Source organism: Aliiroseovarius sp. Z3, from assembly GCF_029105185.1.
Taxonomy (GTDB): Bacteria; Pseudomonadota; Alphaproteobacteria; order Rhodobacterales; family Rhodobacteraceae; genus Aliiroseovarius.
The window spans coordinates 158,460-178,888 of the sequence record NZ_JAFMZK010000004.1 but is presented as its reverse complement, the minus strand read 5'-3'; the positions used below and the strand labels follow the sequence as shown (position 1 = coordinate 178,888).

Below are 20,429 nucleotides of genomic sequence, written 5' to 3'. Positions count from 1 at the left end.
AACAGCCCCGCCCCAAAGGTCAAGCGACGCAAGTCAGGGAACACGGGTCATCCGCCTTCTTCTGGCCCAAAATATCCCGGGGGTGAGGGACAACGTCCCGAGGGGGCAGCGCCCCCTAGCCGCCCAACCCCAAACGCTTGTGTTCCTGCAAGGCAAAACGGTCGGTCATCCCCGCGATGTAATCCGCCACAAGACGGGCCAGTCGGCGGTCGCTGGTGGCCGCTTCTATCTCGGCCCGCCATTCGGTGGGCAAATCGGACGGCGTATCACGGTAATGAGCGAACAGATCTTCCACCACACAGGTCACCCTTTCGCGCATCGCAACCACCGATGGGGCGCGGTACATCCGGGTGAACAGGAAATCACGGATTACCTTCAGATCCGCCCATAATACGGGCGAAAACCGGATGACCGCATGATCCAGAGCGCGGATATCCTCGACCGATCGAGGCGCGGCATCCGCCAGCAATGCTTGCGACGTGGTCAGAACGTCTTCGACCATCACGCCGAACACCCGGCGCAAGGCCTCGTGACGACGACGACCGGCGTCCAGCCCGGGATAGGTTGCATCGACCTGAGCAATCGCTTGCCCGACGATCGGCAGGCCAGCGATCTCGTCCATGTCAAACAGACCTGCGCGCAGCCCATCATGCAGGTCGTGATTGTTGTAAGCGATGTCATCGGCCAGGGCAGCGGCCTGCGCTTCGGCCCCTGCATGGGTGTTCAGTTCAAGATCATGGCGGGCGTTATACTCGGCCAGCGCATAGGGCAGATCGCCGACCACCGGCCCGTTATGTTTCGCAATCCCTTCAAGGGTTTCCCAGGTCAGGTTCAACCCGTCCCATTCCGCATAATGCCGTTCCAGTGACGTGACGATCTTCAGTGCCTGCGCGTTGTGATCAAACCCGCCATAGGGCGCCATCATCGCGTCCAGCGCGTCCTCACCGGTATGTCCAAACGGCGTGTGCCCAAGATCATGGGCCAGCGCCACGGCCTCGGTCAGGTGGCTGTTTAGCCCCAGCGCACCCGCGATGGTACGCGCCACCTGCGCCACCTCGATCGAGTGGGTCAGGCGCGTGCGGAAATAATCGCCCTCATGTTCGACAAAAACCTGCGTCTTGTGCTTCAGCCTGCGAAAGGCTGACGAATGAATGATCCGGTCACGATCGCGTTGAAACGGTTCGCGAAAGGCGCTTTCGCCTTCGTCATAAAGCCGCCCCCGGCTGCCACCGGGATGGGTTGCATAAATGGCGAGCATACCGCCCCCTTCTGCCTGTCACTGCGGGTGCGTCCGGTTGTCCCGACCAAAACACACCTGTCGGGCGTCTTGTCGCGCCCGCATGCCCCCCCTATATTCCCTTTGGCGTGAACATGAAATGGAATTCCAATGGACCTGACCCTGCCCCCAACCGTGACCGACCGCGCCTTCGCGCGTCTGGCTGAAATCGGCGCGGGCGCCCAAGGCAAGGCGCTGCGGGTTGCCGTGGAAGGCGGCGGTTGCTCGGGATTTCAATATGACATTTCGCTGGACGACCCTGCCGAAGGCGACCTTGTCTTGACGGGCGCAGGCGAACAGGTGGTGGTGGACGAGGTGTCCCTGCCCTTTTTGGCCAACGCGACGATTGATTTCAGCGAGGAGCTGATTGGCGCGCGGTTTGTCGTGAACAACCCCAACGCCACGGCCTCCTGTGGCTGTGGTACCTCGTTCTCGATGTAATCCCCTTCCGCTTGTCCGCTGAATTGGCTAGGTGCAGCCCATGATAACCGATTGGGACACCATCATCATTGGCGCGGGCGCGGCTGGTTTATTCTGTGCGCCGTATGCAGCAGAAGGCGGCAAGCGCACCTTGGTGATCGACCACGCCACCAAACCCGGCGAGAAGATCCGCATTTCCGGTGGTGGGCGCTGCAACTTCACCAACATGCACGCAGAACCCGCGAATTTCACCGGCCAGAACCCGCATTTCCATAAATCAGCGCTGGCACGCTTTACGCAGTGGGATTTCATCGAGATGGTCGACCGCGCCGGGATTGCATGGCACGAGAAAACGCTGGGGCAGCTTTTTTGCGACGGAAAATCCACGCAGATTGTTGACCTGTTGGTTCAAAACCTAAAGGACGCCGGGGCCGAGCTGCGACTGTCTACATCCGTTGAAAACCTGGAACAGACCGACGATGGCTTCGCCCTGACAACCTCGGCGGGCGCGCTGACCTGCCGCAATCTTGTTCTGGCAACAGGCGGCAAGTCGATCCCCAGGATGGGTGCAACTGGCTTTGCTTATGACATCGCGCGCCAGTTTGGACACAACATCATCAACCCGCGCCCCGCCCTTGTGCCCCTGACCTTCCCGGAAGGCCGGTTTGCCGCCCTGTCGGGTGTGTCGCTGCCCGTGCGCGTCTGGACGCAATCTGCGAGTTTCGACGAAGCGATGTTGTTTACCCATCGCGGATTGTCCGGCCCCGCGATCCTGCAAATCTCGTCCTTCTGGCACGAGGGTACGTCGATCCATGTGGATCTGACAGGCGGGCGCGACCTGTTCAGCGCACTGCGCGACCAACGGCAGGCCGAAGGGCGGCGGCAATTGTCGACCGAGCTTGCCAACCACCTGCCCGCACGGTTGGTGGAGTTTCTGGCGACCGAATGGGCGGATCGCTTCGACCTGACCCAACGGTTGGCCGACCAATCCGACACCGCCCTGCGCGCCTTGACCGATCAACTGTCCGACTGGTCCCTGACGCCGTCCGGGTCCGAAGGCTATCGCACCGCCGAGGTGACACTGGGTGGCATCGCAACCGACGGAATCGACAGCAAGTCGATGATGTCGAAAACCGTGCCGGGGCTTTACTTCATCGGGGAATGCGTGGACGTGACCGGTTGGCTTGGCGGGTTCAATTTCCAATGGGCGTGGTCAAGCGCCCATGCCGCCGGGCGGCATATCGCCGAAGCGTAACGACCTTTGCTTGCACCCCCGCCCGTTTGCGCCCACATTGGCCGCAAAACGCAGGAGGGGTCGCATGAAAATCGCCAGTTTCAACATCAATGGAATCAAGGCGCGCTTGCCCGCGCTGATGGATTGGTTGGATGAGGCCCAACCGGATGTTGCGATCTTGCAGGAAATCAAGTCGATTGACGAGAACTTCCCGAAAGAAGCCTTTGAAGACAAAGGGTATAACGTCGAAACGCACGGGCAGAAAAGTTTCAACGGTGTGGCCCTTCTGTCGAAGCTGCCGCTTGAGGATGTGACCCGCGGTCTGCCCGGCGATGATGACGACGAACAGGCCCGGTATATCGAGGCGACTGTTGTGGGCGATCACGCCGTGCGCATCTGCGGTCTCTACCTGCCCAACGGCAACCCGGTTCCCGGGCCGAAATACGACTACAAGCTCGCCTGGATGGATCGGTTGCGCGCCCGCGCCGAGGAATTGCTGGCTGATGAGATGCCGTTTCTGATGGCCGGTGACTATAACATCATCCCGCAACCCGAAGATGCCGTCCGTCCAGATGCGTGGATCGACGACGCGCTTTTTCGTCCGGAAAGCCGGGAAGCATGGCGCAAGATCACAAATCTTGGCATGACCGAGGCCTTCCGCGCCCGCAATCAAGCGCCTGAGCACTATACGTTCTGGGATTTCCAGCGCGGCGCATGGCAGCGCAATGACGGGATACGGATCGACCATTTCCTTTTGTCGCCAGAATGCGCCGATTTGCTGACAGATTGCCAGATCGACAAGGACGTGCGCGGGCGCGAGAAGCCGTCTGATCACGTGCCGATCTGGATTGAGTTGGCGGCGTAAGAGGCTGAAATGACTCGCAAGATCATCATCGACACCGACCCCGGACAAGACGACGCCGTTGCCATCCTGCTGGCGTTGGCCAGCCCCGAGGATATCGAGGTATTGGGCATCACAGCCGTTGCCGGAAACGTACCCCTGGCCCTGACCGCCAAGAATGCCCGGATCGTTTGCGAACTGGCCGGCAAGCCCGAAACCAAGGTTTTTGCCGGATGCGACCGTCCCCTGCGCCGCGATCTGGTCACGGCGGAATATGTGCATGGCAAGACGGGGCTGAACGGTCCGGTTCTACCTGACCCCACGATGCCCTTACAGGACCAGCACGCGGTCGATTTCATCATCGACACGCTGCGCGCCCATGATCCGGGCACTGTGACGCTCTGCCCGCTTGGCCCCCTGACCAACATCGCCACCGCGTTTGAGCGTGCGCCCGATATCGTCGACCGGGTGCAGGAGATCGTCCTGATGGGTGGAGCGTATTTCGAGGTTGGCAATGTCACCCCGGCCGCCGAGTTCAACATTTACGTCGACCCGCAAGCCGCTGATATTGTGTTCAAGTCTGGCATCCCACTGGTTGTGATGCCGCTGGATGTCACGCATAAGGCACTGGTGACGAAGGCACGCAACGACGCGTTCCGCGCCCTGCCCGGTGACGTGGGTCACGCGGTTGCCGAAATGACCGATTTCTTCGAACGGTTCGACAAGGAAAAATACGGCTCTGACGGGGCGCCTCTGCACGACCCGACGGTCATCGCCTATCTGATCCAGCCCGACCTGTTTCAAGGCCGCCATGTGAATGTGCAGGTTGAAACCCAATCGGAGTTGACCCTGGGCATGACGGTGGCCGATTGGTGGGGGGTGACCGACCATGCGCCCAACGCTTTGTTTATTGGGGATCTGGACAGCGACGCGTTTTTCAAACTCCTGACCGAAAGGATCGCCCGGCTATGAGCAGTCTGCGCCTTGCCACCCCGGATGATCTTGACCGGCTGATGCCGCTCGTTGCGGGGTTTCACGCCCAGCAGGGCATCGAACATGATGAGGATACCCGACGCGGCGCCGTGCAGCCCCTACTCGAAGGCTCGCCCCATGGGGCCATCTGGATGATCGGACCACGCGTCGCGCCCGTCGGCTATATCGCCGTGAGCTTCGGTTGGTCGATCGAGTTCGGCGGGCTGGATGCCTTTCTTGACGAATTCTATGTCCGCGAAAAGGTGCGTGGGCGTGGCATGGGCGGCGAGGCATTGGCAGCGCTGGTCCGCGCCTTGTCCGAGCAAGGCGTGGGTGCCATGCATCTGGAAGTCGAGGCCGATAATGAGCGCGCCCAACAGCTTTACGAGCGGATCGGGTTTCGATCCCTCGATCGCTATCACTTGATGACACGGGCGATGTAGCGGCCCTAGAACTCTGCTATGGTAGGCGCAATGCGCGACATTTTTGACAACTCCTATGCCCGCCTGCCCGACAGGTTTTTTACCAAGTTGCCGCCGGTGCCTGTGGCGCAGCCGCAAATTCTGCGCATCAACGACGCACTTGCGCGCGAGCTTGGGCTGGACCCGGCAGACCTGACCGCCGAGGTATTGACCGGCAATGCCCTTTTGCCGGGCTCTGAACCGCTTGCACAGGTCTATGCGGGACACCAGTTTGGCGGATGGGTGCCACGGCTGGGCGACGGGCGCGCGATCCTGCTGGGCGAAGTGACGGGTGATTTCGGACGGCGGGATATTCAGCTTAAGGGGTCCGGCGTCACCCCCTACAGCCGCAATGGCGACGGGCGGGCCTGGGTCGGGCCGGTCATGCGCGAATATATCGTGTCCGAGGCGATGCACGCCTTCGGCGTTCCGACCACCCGTGCGCTTGGCGCGGCCCTGACCGGCGAAGGCGTTCAACGCGAACGCCGTTACCCCGGCGCCATCCTGACGCGCGTTGCCGCCAGCCATATCCGCGTTGGCACCTTTCAATATTTCGCAGCGCGCGGTGATACCGCGGGCCTTCGCCTGCTTTCGGACCACTGCATCGCGCGCCATTATCCCGAAGCGGATGGACCGCTCTCTTTTCTTGCGGGGGTCGTCGCTGCCCAGGCACGTCTGGTTGCGAAATGGATGAGTCTGGGCTTCATCCATGGCGTTATGAACACCGACAACATGGCCGTATCGGGCGAAACCATCGACTACGGCCCCTGCGCCTTCATGGATGCCTATCATCCGCGCACGGTGTTTTCATCCATCGACCAGCAAGGACGCTATGCGTTTCAGGCACAGCCCAATATGGCGGTGTGGAATCTGGCCCAGCTTGCCACCGCGCTTTTGCCGTTGATGGATGGCGACCCCGACCGCGCAGCCGAGGAAGCGACGCGGGTGCTCGAAAGTTTTGCTGATCATTTCAGTCCCGAATGGATGCGCCTGTTTCGTGCCAAGATCGGACTGGTCAGCGAAGAAGACGGTGACGAGGCGCTGATCACCGGGCTTCTGTCGCGCATGGCCAGCTCGCAAGCTGATTTCACTGCCACATTTACGGCCCTGTCCGACGGCGATGCCAGCACACACATCACCGATGACGGGGCGTGGAACAGTTGGGCACCGGACTGGACAGCCCGGCTGGAGCGGGAGCCGGGCGACCATAGAAAGACGATGCGCGCCGCCAACCCCGTTCTGATCCCCCGAAATCACCGGGTGGAAGAGGCCATTCAGGCTGGTATTGACGGGGACCACGCCCCGTTCCATCGGTTGGTGGATGCCCTGACCCGCCCCTTTGATCCACGGCCGGAAGATCGTGACCTTGCCACCCCGCCGAAACCGGATGAACGCGTCCTGCGCACGTTTTGCGGCACCTAAGGCGGTGTGACTGCTGGAAATGCGGGGACGACTTTAATAGGTTGAGGTCATGGAATCCGATGCTCTGGACCTAAAGCTGGTCACGTACAACATGCGCAAGGCCATCGGGCTGGACCGACGGCGCGACCCGCACCGTATTCTGGACGTGATCAATCATTTGGACGCGGACATCGTGGTCCTGCAAGAGGCCGACCGCCGCCTTGGCCCGCGCCCCAGCGCCCTGCCTCATCGGTTGTTGTCGGACGAGACAGATTTCGTCGCTGTCCCGTATGATCGCAAAGGCGTTTCTCTGGGCAGTCACGGCAACGCGATCCTTGTTCGCAAGGGGCTGACCTTTCATGCCGCCGAACAACTTGAGCTGCCGGGGCTTGAGCCGCGCGGCGCAGTTTCCGTCGAAATCGAGGGTCAGCTGAAACTTGTCGGCACCCATCTTGGCCTTCTGCGTCCTTATCGTCATCAGCAAATGCGGCAACTGGCAAAGAAGCTGGCGCATTCGCCCTTGCCGACCGTGATCATGGGGGATTTCAACGAATGGTCCCCGAAACGCGGGTTTGAACCGTTGGAACACCGGTTTGATGTGATTTCGCCCGGCCGGTCCTTTCATGCTGCACGCCCCGTGGCCGCGCTGGATCGGGTGGCGCTTAGCCCGGGGGTCGAGCTGCGCGATGCAGGGGTCGATCATTCGCCACTGGCCAGGGTCGCGTCCGATCACCTGCCGGTCTGGGCGCATGTGCGCGTGAAAAAGTGACCCGAACGGGGCATCGCTTCGACACGGTTTGTTTCAGCATTTGTCAAAGGCAAACAGCGTGCTATGACAACCGAAAACCGCTGGGACGTCCGTATGAATTTCCTGCAGATCACCTCGCTTCTGATCGTTCTGGCCGGGGCGTTTGGGTCGATTAACTACCTCTTCCTAAAGCTGCCCTCGCCGATCGGTATCTTGTTGGTGTCGCTGATGGCTTCGCTTGCACTGATGGGGTTGGACTTCCTGATCCCAGCAATGGGCGTTGCCGATCAAGTGCGAAGCACCGTCGCAAGCCTGGATTTTTCTGACACATTGCTTGAAGGCATGTTGGGCCTGTTGCTGTTTGCCGGCGCATTGCATGTCAAGATCCGTGACTTGCGGGCGCAGTGGGCCGTTGTTTTTCTGATGGCCACGATGGGCGTCGCCCTGTCCACGATTGTTGTCGGTGTTGGGTTCAGTTGGTTGACCGGCGCACCTCTGTTGATCGCACTGGTCTTTGGGGCATTGATCTCGCCCACCGATCCGGTCGCCGTTCTGGGCGTGTTGCGCGAGGCCAATCTGCAAAAAACACTGGAAACCAAAATCGCCGGCGAAAGCCTGTTCAATGACGGGGTTGGCTATGTTGTGTTTCTGGTGCTTGTGGGTCTGGCCTTTCCGTCCGGGCACGGCGACCACGCCACGGATCCCAGCGCCGAAGCCGCCCTGTGGCTGTTCTTTCAAGAGGCCGTTGGCGGGGCGTTGCTGGGTGTTGTTCTGGGTTGGCTGACCTTCCGCGTCATGCGACGGATTGACGACTATTCGCTTGAGGTTCTGTTGACCCTTGGACTGGCCTTCGGTGGGTACGAGCTGGCCGTCGCGCTACATGTCTCGGGTCCGATTATGGCGGTCTGTGCGGGCCTTTTGATCGGCGATGTTGGCACCAAACACGGGATGAGCGAAGAGACCCGCAGTTATGTCGATGCATTCTGGAAGCTGATCGACGAAATTCTGAACGCGGTCCTGTTCCTGATGATCGGGTTCGAGGTGTTTGCCGTTGCCTTCACCATGGACGCCGTGACAGCAGGCGTTCTGTCCATCGTCCTTGCGCTGCTGGCCCGCCTGACAGCGGTTGCCGTGCCCGTGATCCTGCTAAAGCCGTTCCGCAGTTTTTCCAAGGGCGTTGTGCCGATCATGACCTGGGGCGGCCTGAAAGGCGGCATATCGGTCGCGTTGGCGCTCAGCCTGCCCGATAGCGAATGGAAACCGCTGATCCTGGCGGCGACCTATATCATTGTTGTGTTCTCGATCATCGTGCAGGGCTTGACGGTGGCACCGCTTGCCCAGCGATTGGGGCGCGAGCCGGAATTGATGTAAGGAAGCTGCCGCAGTTAACGCAGCTTTATCGACCGTTTGCGACCGCCCCCAGGATCAATTCTGCTGCAGGCCGAAAATTCCGGGAAAATTCGTTGATGGCGAACGCCTCGCGCATGTCATCCGGCAGACCTTCGGGGTCGCGCCCTGCGGTCAGGTCAAATTGGGCAGCGCCTTGCATGACATTCATCAACGTGCGGGCCACCAACCCGGCCTGATCGGGTTCCAGTTGCAAAAGCTTGGCAAACTGAATTGCGACGCGTTCGAATTTCGCCAGCATACTGCGCTTGGCGTTGAACAACGGCTCATCCGCAACATTCGCCTCGATCACTGCGACCAACCGGGCAAACAGCGGCAGGAACAGCGGCGTGTTTTGCGACAGCTCGGTCAGGTAATCGGCCAAATCCGCAGGTTGGACACCTATCCTCGGTTCGTTTTCAAGGCAGCTGACCAGTTCTTCCAGCGCATCAACAAACAAAAGCAGAAACAGCTCTTCCTTTGATCGGACGTAGAGATACAGCGTTCCCTTGGCAAGGTTGGCGCGTTTCGCCAGCGCGTTCATCGTCACACCGTCAAAGCCAAGCTCTTCGATCAGATCACGAGCGGCGGACAGAATCTCGGCCTGCCGCTTCATCTTCTGATCCTCAGATCGGGCTCTTTTGCTCGAATGTATCGTCAACGATGTCCGCCAGTTTCACCAGTCACGCGCTTCAGCTGCGCAGTTAATCAGACTATCGAACGATCTATGTCCGTTTGGCAAGGCCGACCGTACGGCACACAAGGCCTTCTCTGCCCTGACAAGAAGACAGCCAACTGAGCATTCCCCCCGCGCGGATTTCGCGGCATAAGGGGGCAGGCAGATCGAGTATCGGAGGGCGAATGTCCGAACCATCCATTCTGAAACGGTGCGAGGAACTGGGCTTGCGCATGACCGGGCAGCGCCGGGTGATCGCCAGGATTCTGGAAGAGGCGCATCGCGACCACCCCGATGTTGAAGAGCTGCACGCCCGCGCGGCAGGTCTGGACAGCCGTATCTCACTGGCGACGGTATATCGCACTGTGAAACTGTTCGAAGAAGCCGGGATCCTTGTCAAAAACGAATTTGGCGACGGGCGCGCACGCTATGAAAGTGCGGACCGCGATCACCATGACCATTTGATCGACCTGTCCTCCGGGCAGGTGATTGAATTCCTCGACCCCGAGATCGAAGCCCTGCAAGAAAAAATCGCCGCCAAGTTGGGTTACGAGCTGAAGGGACATCGGCTGGAGCTTTACGGCGTTCGTAAGAAAGACAAGACAGCCAATAAATAGGCGCGACCCATCGCGTTCGATGATCCTCGTCATCACCGATGTCGACTTGCCTTGTCTTCGAAAACCGGGTCTTGTCGCCGGGTTGTTTTCCTGAACCCGTGAAATGCCGCCCCATGCAGAACATCCGTGGAATTATCCTGATCATCTTCGCGATGGCGGCGTTCGCGCTGGAGGACGTCTTCGTCAAGTCGATGACGCAAGGGATGCCGGCCTCGCAAACCTTGTTCCTTCTTGGGGCTGGCGGGGCGGTGGCCTTCGCCATCATCACCTTTGTCCAACGCGGTACGCTGTCCCCGCTGGTGCATCGCGACATGCGATCAAAGGCGATGCTGTGGCGCAACGCGTCCGAGGCGATTTCGGCGATGTTTTTCGTAACAGCCCTGTCCCTTGTGCCCTTGTCAACGGTGTTGGCGGTGTTTCAAGCAATGCCCCTTGCCACCACGGCGGGTGCTGCGCTGTTTCTTGGGGAACAGGTCGGCTGGCGACGGTGGAGCGCCATCGGAATGGGGTTCTTCGGGGTTCTGCTGATCATCCGACCGGGCGCCGAGGGGTTCCAGATGGCCGCCCTTCTGCCCATCGCCGCCGTGTTCGGCATTGCCCTGCGCGATCTGCTGACCCGGCAGCTTGACCCGACGATCCCGTCGACCAGCGTGGCGTTCTTTGCCTTCCTGTCCTGCATCCCGGCGGGCCTTTTGATGATCCCGGTCAGCGGGGCATTCGTCGTTCCCGAACTTTCCGGCTGGCTGCTGATGCTGGGGGCAACCACGTTCGGCGTGTCCGGCTACTATGCCATCGTCATTGCGCTGCGGATGGCTGAAACCTCGATCATCATGCCGTTCCGATACACGCGGCTGATCTTTTCGATCATCCTGGGGATCATCGTGTTCGGCGAAGACCCGGACAAGCTGACCTATCTGGGGGCGGCGATCGTGATCGGGACCGGAATCTACACCTTCCTGCGCGAACAGAAGGCCAGCGCGCAGGAATAGGTTTCAATTCTGTTGTCGTAACGCCCCGGACGCGCTAAAGAGCCTCAACCGAAGATTTCTTCTTATTGGGAGCGCTAACATGACCATCATCGTCGATATTTTTGCCCGCGAGATTCTGGACAGCCGGGGCAATCCCACGGTTGAGGTGGACGTGATCCTTGACGATGGCACGCTGGGCCGCGCCGCCGTGCCCTCGGGCGCGTCGACCGGCGCCCACGAAGCGGTTGAAAAACGCGATGGCGATAAATCCCGTTACATGGGCAAGGGCGTCCTGGAAGCGGTCGAAGCCGTGAACGGCGAGATCGCAGATGCGCTGGTCGGGTTCGATGCGACCGAACAGGAAGCCATCGACGCCGCGATGATCGAGCTGGACGGCACCGACAACAAGGGCCGTCTGGGCGCCAACGCCATTCTGGGTGTATCGCTCGCTGTAGCGAAAGCTGCCGCAGATGCCTCTGCCCTGCCCCTTTATCGCTATGTTGGCGGGGCCTCGGCACGGGTGCTGCCGGTGCCGATGATGAACATCATCAACGGCGGTGAACATGCCGACAACCCCATCGACATTCAGGAATTCATGATCATGCCGGTGGCGGCAGAAAACATCCGCGAAGCGGTGCGCATGGGGTCAGAGGTATTCCACACGCTCAAGAAGGAGTTGTCGGCGGCGGGCCTGTCCACCGGCATTGGTGACGAAGGCGGGTTTGCCCCCAATATCGCATCGACCCGCGATGCGCTGGATTTCATCATGAAGTCGATTGAAAAGGCCGGATACAAACCGGGCGAGGATATCTATCTGGCCCTCGATTGTGCCGCGACCGAGTATTACAAGGATGGCAAATACGTGCTGTCAGGTGAAGGCAAGTCGCTGACCTCCGAGGAAAACGCACAATACCTGAAGGCCCTGTGCGACGACTACCCGATCATCTCGATCGAGGATGGCATGTCGGAAGATGACTGGGACGGCTGGGTGGCGCTGACCGAGCTGCTGGGCGACAAGATCCAGCTTGTGGGCGACGACCTGTTCGTGACCAACCCCGCCCGTCTGGCCGAGGGGATCGCGAAAGGGGCTGCCAACTCGATGCTGGTCAAGGTGAACCAGATCGGCACCCTGTCCGAGACGCTGAAAGCCGTCGACATGGCCCACCGCGCGCGCATGACCAACGTCATGTCCCACCGGTCCGGCGAGACCGAGGACGCAACGATTGCCGACCTTGCCGTCGCCACCAATTGCGGCCAGATCAAAACCGGCTCGCTGGCGCGGTCCGACCGGTTGGCGAAATACAACCAGCTGATCCGGATCGAGGAAATGCTGGGCGTGACCGCGGAATATGCCGGACGGTCGATTTTGAAGTAAAACGCTCGTTGGACAGAAACGAGAAAGGCCGGAGCAGCGCTCCGGCCTTTCTTTTTTGTTGACTTGCAAAGCTTTGCGCGAAGGGTCGCAGAGACCCGCGGGGTGGCGCGATCGCGCCGCCCCATGGGGGCGGGTCGGCGCGGCCCGGTCTGGCGACCGGGCGAACGTCATCAGTAAATGTCGTCGTGTTAAAGCCGCGTCAGACTATCCCCTACATACTTCAAGCCATTCTCCTTGGTCACGGTGCATCATCCATCTGACATCGCCGTTTTTGAAACGGACCAAGCAGGCTTGGCTGTCATCTAGTTTTCCAGTTTTCTGGATTTCCAAAACCTCTACGATTTCCGCATGTAAATCGTCGTTGGACTTGTCATCTTTCATCATTGCCATTGGATTTCCTTTCAGCGATTCGATTTCGACATCAGTCAACAGGAACCCCGCCACACTGTGCGGCAAATCTTCATGAGGCCCAATGACCCCCGACCAAATCATCGCCCACCTGAACCTCACCCCTCATCCAGAGGGTGGGCATTATCGCCAGACATGGGTGGATACGGATGCCACGGGGCGTCCGTCAGGCACCTGTATCTATTTTCTTCTGAAAGACGGCGAGCAGAGCCATTGGCACCGGGTCGATGCGACCGAGATATGGCTGTATCACGCGGGGGTGCCGCTGATCCTGTCGATGGCAGACACCGACACCGGTCCGGCAATGGACCATGTGCTTGGCCCGGATTTGACCGCCGGGCAATCGCCGCAACTCATCGTGCCGAAAGACCACTGGCAGGCGGCGCAATCGACCGGAGCATACACTCTGGTCAGCTGCACGGTGTCACCGGGTTTCCAATTCGAAGGGTTCACTCTTGCGCCCGACGGGTTCGACATCCCCCGCGCCTGAGCGGTTTAACCACCCAGAAGCAGGGCCGAGACAGGAGCCATCGCCACCGATTTCGCCCGGTTCCCGAGGTTCCATTCGATCAGGGCCTGCAGGGTTTCGGCCTGCGCACGGCCCAGCATGATCACGCCGTTTTCCTGCCCTGCCTTGAAGGCTGCATTGTCCAGAAAGCGGCGCATGACCTTACCATCTTCCCCCTCGCCATCCAATTCGCGGAACACAACACCAGCTGCGACACCGTTTTTCAACGCTGTCTTGTGACCTGTGTTCAGGCCCTGCGGTTCGGACACAAGCCCATGCCCGCTTGCGACCAGTATTTCAGAAATCTGCGCGGCAAGCTGGCTGTTGCCTTGGAACCCGCTTTCTTCGGCCATGAACACCCCAACGGCTTGATCCAGCAATCCTGCCTGCGCTTGAAAGATCACCTCGGCGTCAGAGGGGGTCGCGTTCGTGGGCATGGCGGGCACGATCAGCACCTCGGCCCCGGCATCGCGATAGAAATTGATGGCCTGCGCGGCGTTCGGGGCGCCGGCATCCACCACAAAGGTAACCGGGAATGGCAGATTGTTCAGATCGCCCAATGATTGACGCGCCGCGCCTTGATCCAGCAACACGACCGACATCAAGGGTCGGCCTTCGGGATTGGTAAAGGCAGCCGCATTCTGGTCGATGGCAAGCGCAGATGTGTCAGCCAGCACCGGACCGTCCCCTGACGGGTCAGCGGCATCGTCGGTGGTTGGCTGGTCGATTGTGGGCAAGCGGTTGGTCGTCACCCCTTCTGCCAAATCGCCGATTGGGGCGACGGGGTCGCTTTTGATCTGGGGTGTGTTGGCAAGATCGGGAATGGATTTCGGCAGGTCAGGCTCTACCGTTTCCCCGGCTTCGGCGGCATCGTCGCCAGCCTCGCCAGACACGTCCCCTTCGGGGGTTTGCTCTTCCGGGATTTGCTCTGCTGATTGTGGCGCATCCTCGGGCGGCGGCGCGGGGGGCGCATCGGTTTCCACGGGCGCGTCGCTCTCCGGCACGACAGGGTCGGGCGGTGGAGCGGGTGCGTCCGCCACCGGAACATCCGCATCGGGTGTTGCTTCCGTGGTTTCCATGTTCGCCGGTGTGTCCGGCGCGCTGATTGCGTCTGGCGGGGTGTCATTGGCGACCGGCGCGTCCTCGGTCTGAGGCGTTGCCTGCGGAATGTCAGCGTCAGGTGTGGCGACATCCTGATCGGCGGCAGGCGGATCCACCGGCGTTGGTTGAACCGGCGCCAATTGTAACGAAACGACGCCAAGACCCAGAACGGACACGACCGTTCCAGCCAAAACACCTGACAAGAAGCCCTTTGCCATGGCTTTCTCTCCCCGAAACCTCATCCTTTGCACGTGCTGCTCTTGACCGTCGGCACCTGCGTGGATCATGTATAGCCCGACAATCGCAGGACGTAACCCCTGTGTAAGCATTCTTGGCGAAAGGCCGCATCATGATCCTGCTGATCGATAACTATGACAGCTTTACCTACAACCTTGTCCATTATTTTGGCGAGCTGGGGGCCGAAGTGGTTGTCCAGCGCAATGACGCGTTGGATGTGCAAGAGGCGATGGGCATGGGCGCGGATGGAATCGTTCTGTCCCCCGGCCCCTGTGATCCGGCACAGGCGGGCATCTGCCTGGCCCTGACCGCCGCCGCTGCCGAGGCGAAAGTCCCGCTGTTCGGCGTCTGCCTTGGCCATCAAGCGATTGGCGAAGCGTTTGGCGGCAAGGTCGTGCGCGCACCCGAGATCGTGCATGGCAAAATGGGCGAGATCGTGCACCAGGGCAAAGGCGTGTTCGAAGGCCTGCCCTCGCCGCTTCTGGCCACGCGTTATCACTCGCTGGTGGTGGACCGCGATACCCTGCCCGATTGTCTTGAGATCACCGCCGAGCTGGACAACGGGCTGATCATGGGCCTGCGCCATAAAGAGCTTGAGATCGAGGGCGTGCAGTTCCACCCCGAAAGCATCCGGTCCGAGCACGGCCACGCGATGCTGGAAAACTTCCTGAAGAAAACAAAGGTGGCGGCATGAGCGACGCAATGAAACCGCTGATCTATGCGGCAACCGAAGGTCCATTGTCGCGTGCACAGGCGGAAGCCGCCTTTGAAGAGCTGTTCGAAGGTCGCGCCACACCCGCCCAAATCGGTGCGTTATTGGCGGCAATGCGGGCACGTGGCGAAAGTGTGTCGGAATATTCGGCAGCAGCAGCCGTGATGCGCGCCAAATGTGCGAAGGTGTCCGCCCCCGATGGGGCGATGGACATCGTGGGCACGGGCGGCGATGGGATGGGAACGCTGAACATCTCGACCGCGACGGCTTTTGTTGTCGCGGGAGCTGGGGTGACTGTCGCCAAACACGGCAACCGCAATCTGTCATCCAAGTCCGGCGCGGCGGATGCGCTGACCGAAATGGGTGTGAACGTGATGGTCGGTGCGGATGTGGCTGAACGCGCAATCAACGAGGTTGGGATCGGCTTCATGATGGCCCCCATGCACCACCCGGCGATGAAACACGTCATGCCGGTGCGCCAGGAAATGGGCTGCAAGACAATTTTCAATATCCTCGGCCCCCTGACCAACCCGGCGGGTGTCAAGCGCCAGTTGACCGGTGCATTTGCCGCCGACCTGATCTTTCCAATGGCCGAAACGCTGCAATCACTGGGGTCGGAGAAAGCATGGCTGGTGCATGGGGCTGACGGGATGGATGAAATTTCGATCACGGGGGCGACCTCGGTCGCAGCGCTGGAAGGCGGCAAGATATATGCCCGCGAAATTCACCCCGAAGATGCGGGCCTGCCGGTACACAAGCTGGCGTCGATCCTTGGCGGAGAGCCGTCCGAGAACGCCATTGCCTTCCGCGCGCTTCTGGATGGCGAGCCGTCGGCCTTCCGCGATGCCGTCCTGCTGAACGCGGCAGCGGCTTTGGTGGTGGCTGACAAGGCGGGTGATCTGAAAGAGGGTGTAGGATTGGCCGCGGAAAGCATCGACAGCGGGGCTGCGAAAGCGAAGATCGAAGCGCTGGCTGCGCTGACCTCGGCGTGATATTGCGCGCCTTGCCCCCCAGAACACGAAGGCATAAACCACGCCCATGAGCACAGTATTAGACAAAATCAAAGCCTACAAACTGGACCATGTGGCCGCGTGCAAAGCCGCCCGTCCCTTGTCCGAGGTCGAGGCCGCCGCCCGCGCCGCAAGCCCCACCCGTGGCTTTGCGCAGGCGCTGATGAAAGCGGCAGATACCGGCTATGGCCTGATCGCCGAGGTCAAGAAAGCCAGCCCGTCCAAAGGCTTGATCCGCCCGGATTTCGACCCACCCGCGATCGCCAAAGCCTATGAAGCTGGGGGCGCGTCCTGCCTGTCGGTTTTGACCGACGCCCCGTCCTTCCAGGGTGCGGACGAATTCCTTGTGGCTGCCCGCTCGGCCGTGTCTCTGCCCGCGCTGCGCAAGGACTTCATGTATGACACTTATCAAGTCGCCGAAGCCCGCGCGTTGGGCGCTGACTGTATCCTGATCATCATGGCATCCGTCGAAGACAGCCAAGCACAAGAGCTTGAAGATGCGGCCTTTTCCTGGGGCATGGACGTTCTGGTCGAAGTGCATGACGAAGAAGAACTGGAACGCGCCACGGTGCTGAAGTCGCCGCTTCTGGGCGTGAACAACCGCAACCTGAAGACCTTCGAGACGACGCTCGACACCACCCGTCGCCTGTCGAAACTGGCCGGGAAAGAGCGTCATCTGGTCTGCGAAAGTGGCCTCTTCACCCCACAAGATCTGGCCGACATGGCCGCCCACGGCGCGCGCAGCTTCCTGATCGGTGAAAGCCTGATGCGTCAGGACGATGTCGAGGCCGCAACCCGCGCGCTTCTTGCCAACCCGGTGTCCGCATGAGCAATAGCCCCCTGACCCATTTCGACGCCGAGGGACAAGCCCATATGGTCGATGTCTCGGACAAAGCCGTTACAGACCGCGTTGCGTTGGCGGAAGGCTTTGTGCGCATGACGCCCGAGACATTGGCGCTGGTCACATCCGGCACCGCCAAGAAAGGCGATGTTCTTGGCGTGGCACGGTTGGCTGGAATCATGGGGGCCAAACGCACGTCTGACCTGATCCCCCTGTGCCATCCGCTTTCCATCACCAAAGTCGCCGTTGAGCTGACACCTCAACCCGACCTGCCGGGCGTCCGCATCACCGCCACAGTGAAAACCGGCGGCCAGACCGGCGTGGAAATGGAAGCCCTGACCGCCGTGTCGACCGCCTGCTTGACGGTCTATGACATGCTGAAAGCGGCGGAAAAGAGTATGGAGATCACAGGCATTCGCCTTCTGCGCAAAGAAGGTGGGAAATCAGGTATCTACGAGGCTGACTGATGATCACGGTGAACGAGGCGTTGGACGCAATTTTTGAGCTGGTCACGCCTTGTGGAACCGAAGAAGTGCCGCTGGCCGAGGCCGCTGGTCGCGCCCTTGCCGCCCCTGTCACCGCCACCCGCCTGCAACCGCCCTTCGCCGCGTCCGCGATGGATGGCTACGCGCTGAACGGCGTCGAAGCCGACCCCGAAGCGATGTTCCGCGTGATTGGCGAAAGTGCTGCTGGCCATGGGTTTCAGGGTCGCGTTGGCCCCGGCGAATGCGTGCGCATCTTTACCGGTGCGCCAATGCCCGAAGGTGCCGACCGCGTGATCATTCAGGAAGATGTGGACCGCAAGGGCGATCTGATCACGCTGGCGCGCAATCTGGACAAAGGTCCACATGCGCGCCCTGCTGGCGCAGACTTCGCGCCCGGCGACACAATCCCGGCACCGCGCGTGTTGTCACCCGCCGACATTGCATTGGCGGCGGCGATGAACGTCCCCACCCTGACCGTCACCCGCAAACCCATTGTCGCGCTTCTGGCAACCGGGGACGAACTTGTCATGCCGGGCGAGGAACCGGGCCCGGACCATATCATCGCGTCCAACAGCTTTGGCCTGAAAGCCTTGATCGAGGCGAACGGAGGCCACGCCCGTATGTTGCCCATTGCGCGTGACAACGCGGGCAGCCTGCGCACCGCGTTCGAACTTGCCTCGGACGCCGATCTGATTGTGACGATAGGAGGCGCATCTGTTGGCGACCATGACCTTGTGGGGGACGTGGCCGCCGAAATGGGGATGGATCAAAGCTTCTACAAGGTCTTGATGCGCCCCGGAAAGCCATTGATGGCGGGACGAATGGGGGATGCCGTCATGATCGGCCTGCCCGGCAATCCGGTTTCAGCCATGGTCTGTGGCCACGTGTTCCTGGTGCCAACCCTTCGCGCAATGCTGGGATTGGGAGCGGCGGCAGCGCCGCGCATGACGGCGGTTTTGTCGACCGCCGTCAAGGAAAATGGCCCGCGCGAACACTACATGCGGGCGCGGATCGACGGCGACAAGATCACGATCTTTGACCGTCAGGACAGCGCGCTTCTTAGCGTGTTGTCGCAAGCCAACGCGCTGGCCATTCGCCCGGCTTCAGACCGCGCGCGTGATGCAGGCGAGCGACTTGACTACTTGCCGATCTGACACGATCTGCAAGCCGGACTTTCCCGTCCGACGTGCGCCGTTGACACAAAAAGGGAACAGGGATAGAACATTCCTTGAACGCCCCGCAACGAGGGCCCTTCCAGCCGCTGGTCTAGCCAGCAGCGCAGGAGTGAACAAAGACGGAGGTGCGAGAGCATGTTGACACGCAAGCAGTTGGAACTTTTGGATTTCATTCACAAACGGATTCAACGCGACGGTGTACCTCCGTCCTTTGACGAGATGAAAGAAGCCCTGGACCTGCGATCCAAATCCGGGATTCACCGGTTGATCACCGCTTTGGAAGAGCGTGGTTTTATCCGCCGCCTTGCCCACCGCGCCCGCGCAATCGAGATTGTGAAGCTGCCCGAACCACTTGAAAATGCCGGGCGCGCCGGTTTCGAGCCGCGCGTGATCCAAGGCGACCGCCCCGAACAGACGCCAGCAAATGCCATTCCCCTCGAAGGTTTAGGGGTTAGCGACCTGCCCCTGATGGGACGCATCGCGGCGGGTGAACCGATCGAAGCCATCACGGACGGCGCGCAACACGTGTCTGTGCCGGAAACCATGCTGGCCACGGGCGGGCGTCACTATGCGCTCGAGGTCAAGGGCGACTCGATGATCGACGCGGGGATCAACAACGGTGATGTCGTGGTCATCCGCGAGACCAGTCAGGCGCAGAACGGTGACATCGTCGTGGCGCAGGTGGACGGGTATGAGGCCACGTTGAAACGGTTTCGCAAAACCGATGGGATGATTGCGCTGGAAGCCGCCAACCCGGCCTATGAAACCCGCTTGTTGCCGGAAGGTCAGGTCAAGGTACAAGGTAAACTGGTGGGGTTGATCCGCACCTACTGATCATCTTCTGGCAAGCCGCCCTGAAATGAACAAAGGGACGCGAGCAAGACGCGTCCCTTTCTCATGATCGGTTTGGGCTTGTTGGTCAGCCCAGACCAGATAGCTTTTTCTGAAGTTCAGCCAACTGTTTCTTTATGGCGTCCAGTTCGTCCTTGGATCCCGCTTCCGGTTTTTCCGCCTCATCGTCATCTGAAGATGCTGCACCACCGGGAAAGCCGCTCATCATTGCTTTCATGAAAGCTTCCTGTTGCGCTTGCATCGCCTCGAACCCGGGCATCTGCGCCATCGGATTTCCCATTGCGCCGAAGTTCTCCATCATCTTGGATTGGCCATCGCGCAACATTTCGAAACTCGCGGCCAGAAATTGCGGCACGACACTATTCGCCTGCGTGGTATAGGACCTCACCAGATCGGTCAGCACATCCACCGGCAAAACGCTTTCGCCCCGGCTTTCATGTTCGGCAACAATCTGAAGCAGATACTGGCGCGTCAGATCATCACCCGATTTCAGGTCGATAATCTGCACCTCGCGACCATCGCGGATGAACCCGGCTATGTCGTCCAATGTGACGTAGTCCGAGGTTTCGGTGTTATAAAGGCGACGACTTGCGTAGCGCTTGATCAGCAGTGGTTCTTGTTTCTGAGCCATCTTCTCTCCCCGCAGCAGCTGTGTTTGCTGCACTGCAAAAGCCTAACAAAGCCCACATCAAAGGCAAGCGTTTTGATCAAACATTACGTGAGGG

General features: G+C 60.4%; 23 protein-coding genes. 18 read left to right on the top strand and 5 right to left on the bottom strand.

Annotated elements, in window-relative coordinates; all coding sequences use genetic code 11:
• Positions 1-115: 115 nt before the first annotated feature.
• Positions 116-1,258 carry a deoxyguanosinetriphosphate triphosphohydrolase gene (locus J3R80_RS09015; RefSeq protein ID WP_275393445.1) on the bottom strand — a complete coding sequence of 381 codons (1,143 nt, stop codon included), beginning with the start codon at positions 1,256-1,258 and terminating at the stop codon, positions 116-118.
• A gap of 135 nt (positions 1,259-1,393) precedes the next feature.
• Here J3R80_RS09015 and J3R80_RS09010 point away from each other — a divergent pair, with 135 nt between their 5' ends.
• The 8 genes from J3R80_RS09010 (at position 1,394) to J3R80_RS08975 (ending at position 8,724) form a co-directional block, all read left to right on the top strand.
• Complete coding sequence (locus J3R80_RS09010) at positions 1,394-1,717, top strand: iron-sulfur cluster assembly accessory protein (protein ID WP_275393649.1); 324 nt, start codon at positions 1,394-1,396, stop codon at positions 1,715-1,717.
• Positions 1,718-1,757: 40 nt separating this feature from the next.
• The gene (locus tag J3R80_RS09005) at positions 1,758-2,951 is read left to right on the top strand and encodes an NAD(P)/FAD-dependent oxidoreductase (protein WP_275393444.1); all 1,194 of its coding nucleotides are present in this window, start codon (positions 1,758-1,760) and stop codon (positions 2,949-2,951) included.
• A 64-nt stretch (positions 2,952-3,015) separates the two neighbouring features.
• On the top strand, positions 3,016-3,795 hold the full coding sequence (gene xth, locus J3R80_RS09000; RefSeq protein WP_275393443.1) for an exodeoxyribonuclease III: 780 nt from the start codon (positions 3,016-3,018) through the stop codon (positions 3,793-3,795).
• A 9-nt stretch (positions 3,796-3,804) separates the two neighbouring features.
• Positions 3,805-4,743, top strand: a complete 939-nt coding sequence (locus J3R80_RS08995; protein WP_275393442.1) for a nucleoside hydrolase — start codon at positions 3,805-3,807, stop codon at positions 4,741-4,743.
• Complete coding sequence (locus J3R80_RS08990) at positions 4,740-5,186, top strand: GNAT family N-acetyltransferase (protein WP_275393441.1); 447 nt, start codon at positions 4,740-4,742, stop codon at positions 5,184-5,186. The genes J3R80_RS08995 and J3R80_RS08990 overlap by 4 nt, the downstream gene beginning before the upstream one ends.
• A 30-nt stretch (positions 5,187-5,216) precedes the next feature.
• Positions 5,217-6,626, top strand: coding sequence for a YdiU family protein (locus J3R80_RS08985; RefSeq protein WP_275393440.1), 1,410 nt, complete (start codon positions 5,217-5,219; stop codon positions 6,624-6,626).
• A gap of 49 nt (positions 6,627-6,675) precedes the next feature.
• Positions 6,676-7,374: an endonuclease/exonuclease/phosphatase family protein gene (locus tag J3R80_RS08980; protein WP_275393439.1), complete on the top strand. Its 699-nt coding sequence runs from the start codon at positions 6,676-6,678 to the stop codon at positions 7,372-7,374.
• 93 nt (positions 7,375-7,467) lie between these two features.
• On the top strand, positions 7,468-8,724 hold the full coding sequence (locus J3R80_RS08975) for a sodium:proton antiporter (RefSeq protein ID WP_275393648.1): 1,257 nt from the start codon (positions 7,468-7,470) through the stop codon (positions 8,722-8,724).
• A 25-nt stretch (positions 8,725-8,749) separates the two neighbouring features.
• Here the strand turns inward: J3R80_RS08975 and J3R80_RS08970 are convergent, their stop codons facing one another.
• Entirely contained in the window at positions 8,750-9,355 is a 606-nt protein-coding gene (locus J3R80_RS08970; RefSeq protein WP_275393438.1) for a TetR/AcrR family transcriptional regulator, read from the bottom strand.
• Between the two features lie 245 nt (positions 9,356-9,600).
• Here J3R80_RS08970 and J3R80_RS08965 point away from each other — a divergent pair, with 245 nt between their 5' ends.
• From J3R80_RS08965 to eno, 3 genes are all read left to right on the top strand, one after another.
• Positions 9,601-10,032 (top strand): Fur family transcriptional regulator, encoded by a 432-nt coding sequence (locus tag J3R80_RS08965; RefSeq protein ID WP_275393437.1) that lies wholly within the window; start codon positions 9,601-9,603, stop codon positions 10,030-10,032.
• 113 nt (positions 10,033-10,145) lie between these two features.
• Positions 10,146-11,021 carry a DMT family transporter gene (locus J3R80_RS08960; RefSeq protein ID WP_275393436.1) on the top strand — a complete coding sequence of 292 codons (876 nt, stop codon included), beginning with the start codon at positions 10,146-10,148 and terminating at the stop codon, positions 11,019-11,021.
• Positions 11,022-11,100: 79 nt separating this feature from the next.
• Positions 11,101-12,375, top strand: a complete 1,275-nt coding sequence (gene eno / locus J3R80_RS08955; protein WP_275393434.1) for a phosphopyruvate hydratase — start codon at positions 11,101-11,103, stop codon at positions 12,373-12,375.
• Between the two features lie 204 nt (positions 12,376-12,579).
• Here eno and J3R80_RS08950 read toward each other — a convergent pair whose 3' ends face one another.
• A complete protein-coding gene (locus tag J3R80_RS08950) occupies positions 12,580-12,804 on the bottom strand; it encodes a hypothetical protein (protein WP_275393433.1) in 225 nt (74 codons plus the stop codon).
• Between the two features lie 43 nt (positions 12,805-12,847).
• Here J3R80_RS08950 and J3R80_RS08945 point away from each other — a divergent pair, with 43 nt between their 5' ends.
• Positions 12,848-13,273, top strand: coding sequence for a cupin domain-containing protein (locus J3R80_RS08945; RefSeq protein WP_275393432.1), 426 nt, complete (start codon positions 12,848-12,850; stop codon positions 13,271-13,273).
• Positions 13,274-13,278: 5 nt separating this feature from the next.
• On the opposite strand, the gene J3R80_RS08940 is transcribed toward J3R80_RS08945, so the two are convergent.
• On the bottom strand, positions 13,279-14,610 hold the full coding sequence (locus J3R80_RS08940) for a polysaccharide deacteylase family 2 protein (RefSeq protein ID WP_275393431.1): 1,332 nt from the start codon (positions 14,608-14,610) through the stop codon (positions 13,279-13,281).
• A gap of 131 nt (positions 14,611-14,741) precedes the next feature.
• Between J3R80_RS08940 and J3R80_RS08935 the strand changes: the two genes are divergently transcribed.
• The 6 genes from J3R80_RS08935 to lexA all read left to right on the top strand — a co-directional run bounded on the left by J3R80_RS08935 (position 14,742) and on the right by lexA (position 19,686).
• Positions 14,742-15,323, top strand: a complete 582-nt coding sequence (locus J3R80_RS08935; RefSeq protein WP_275393430.1) for an aminodeoxychorismate/anthranilate synthase component II — start codon at positions 14,742-14,744, stop codon at positions 15,321-15,323.
• Entirely contained in the window at positions 15,320-16,333 is a 1,014-nt protein-coding gene (gene trpD, locus J3R80_RS08930; RefSeq protein WP_275393429.1) for an anthranilate phosphoribosyltransferase, read from the top strand. Before J3R80_RS08935 ends, trpD begins: the two co-directional genes overlap by 4 nt.
• A 46-nt stretch (positions 16,334-16,379) precedes the next feature.
• Positions 16,380-17,180: an indole-3-glycerol phosphate synthase TrpC gene (trpC, locus tag J3R80_RS08925; RefSeq protein ID WP_275393428.1), complete on the top strand. Its 801-nt coding sequence runs from the start codon at positions 16,380-16,382 to the stop codon at positions 17,178-17,180.
• Entirely contained in the window at positions 17,177-17,659 is a 483-nt protein-coding gene (moaC, locus tag J3R80_RS08920) for a cyclic pyranopterin monophosphate synthase MoaC (protein WP_275393427.1), read from the top strand. The genes trpC and moaC overlap by 4 nt, the downstream gene beginning before the upstream one ends.
• Positions 17,659-18,831: a gephyrin-like molybdotransferase Glp gene (gene glp, locus J3R80_RS08915; RefSeq protein ID WP_275393426.1), complete on the top strand. Its 1,173-nt coding sequence runs from the start codon at positions 17,659-17,661 to the stop codon at positions 18,829-18,831. The genes moaC and glp overlap by 1 nt, the downstream gene beginning before the upstream one ends.
• A 156-nt stretch (positions 18,832-18,987) precedes the next feature.
• Complete coding sequence (lexA, locus tag J3R80_RS08910; protein ID WP_275393424.1) at positions 18,988-19,686, top strand: transcriptional repressor LexA; 699 nt, start codon at positions 18,988-18,990, stop codon at positions 19,684-19,686.
• Positions 19,687-19,771: 85 nt separating this feature from the next.
• Here the strand turns inward: lexA and phaR are convergent, their stop codons facing one another.
• Positions 19,772-20,335: a polyhydroxyalkanoate synthesis repressor PhaR gene (phaR, locus tag J3R80_RS08905; RefSeq protein ID WP_275393423.1), complete on the bottom strand. Its 564-nt coding sequence runs from the start codon at positions 20,333-20,335 to the stop codon at positions 19,772-19,774.
• Between the last annotated feature and the right edge of the window lie 94 nt (positions 20,336-20,429).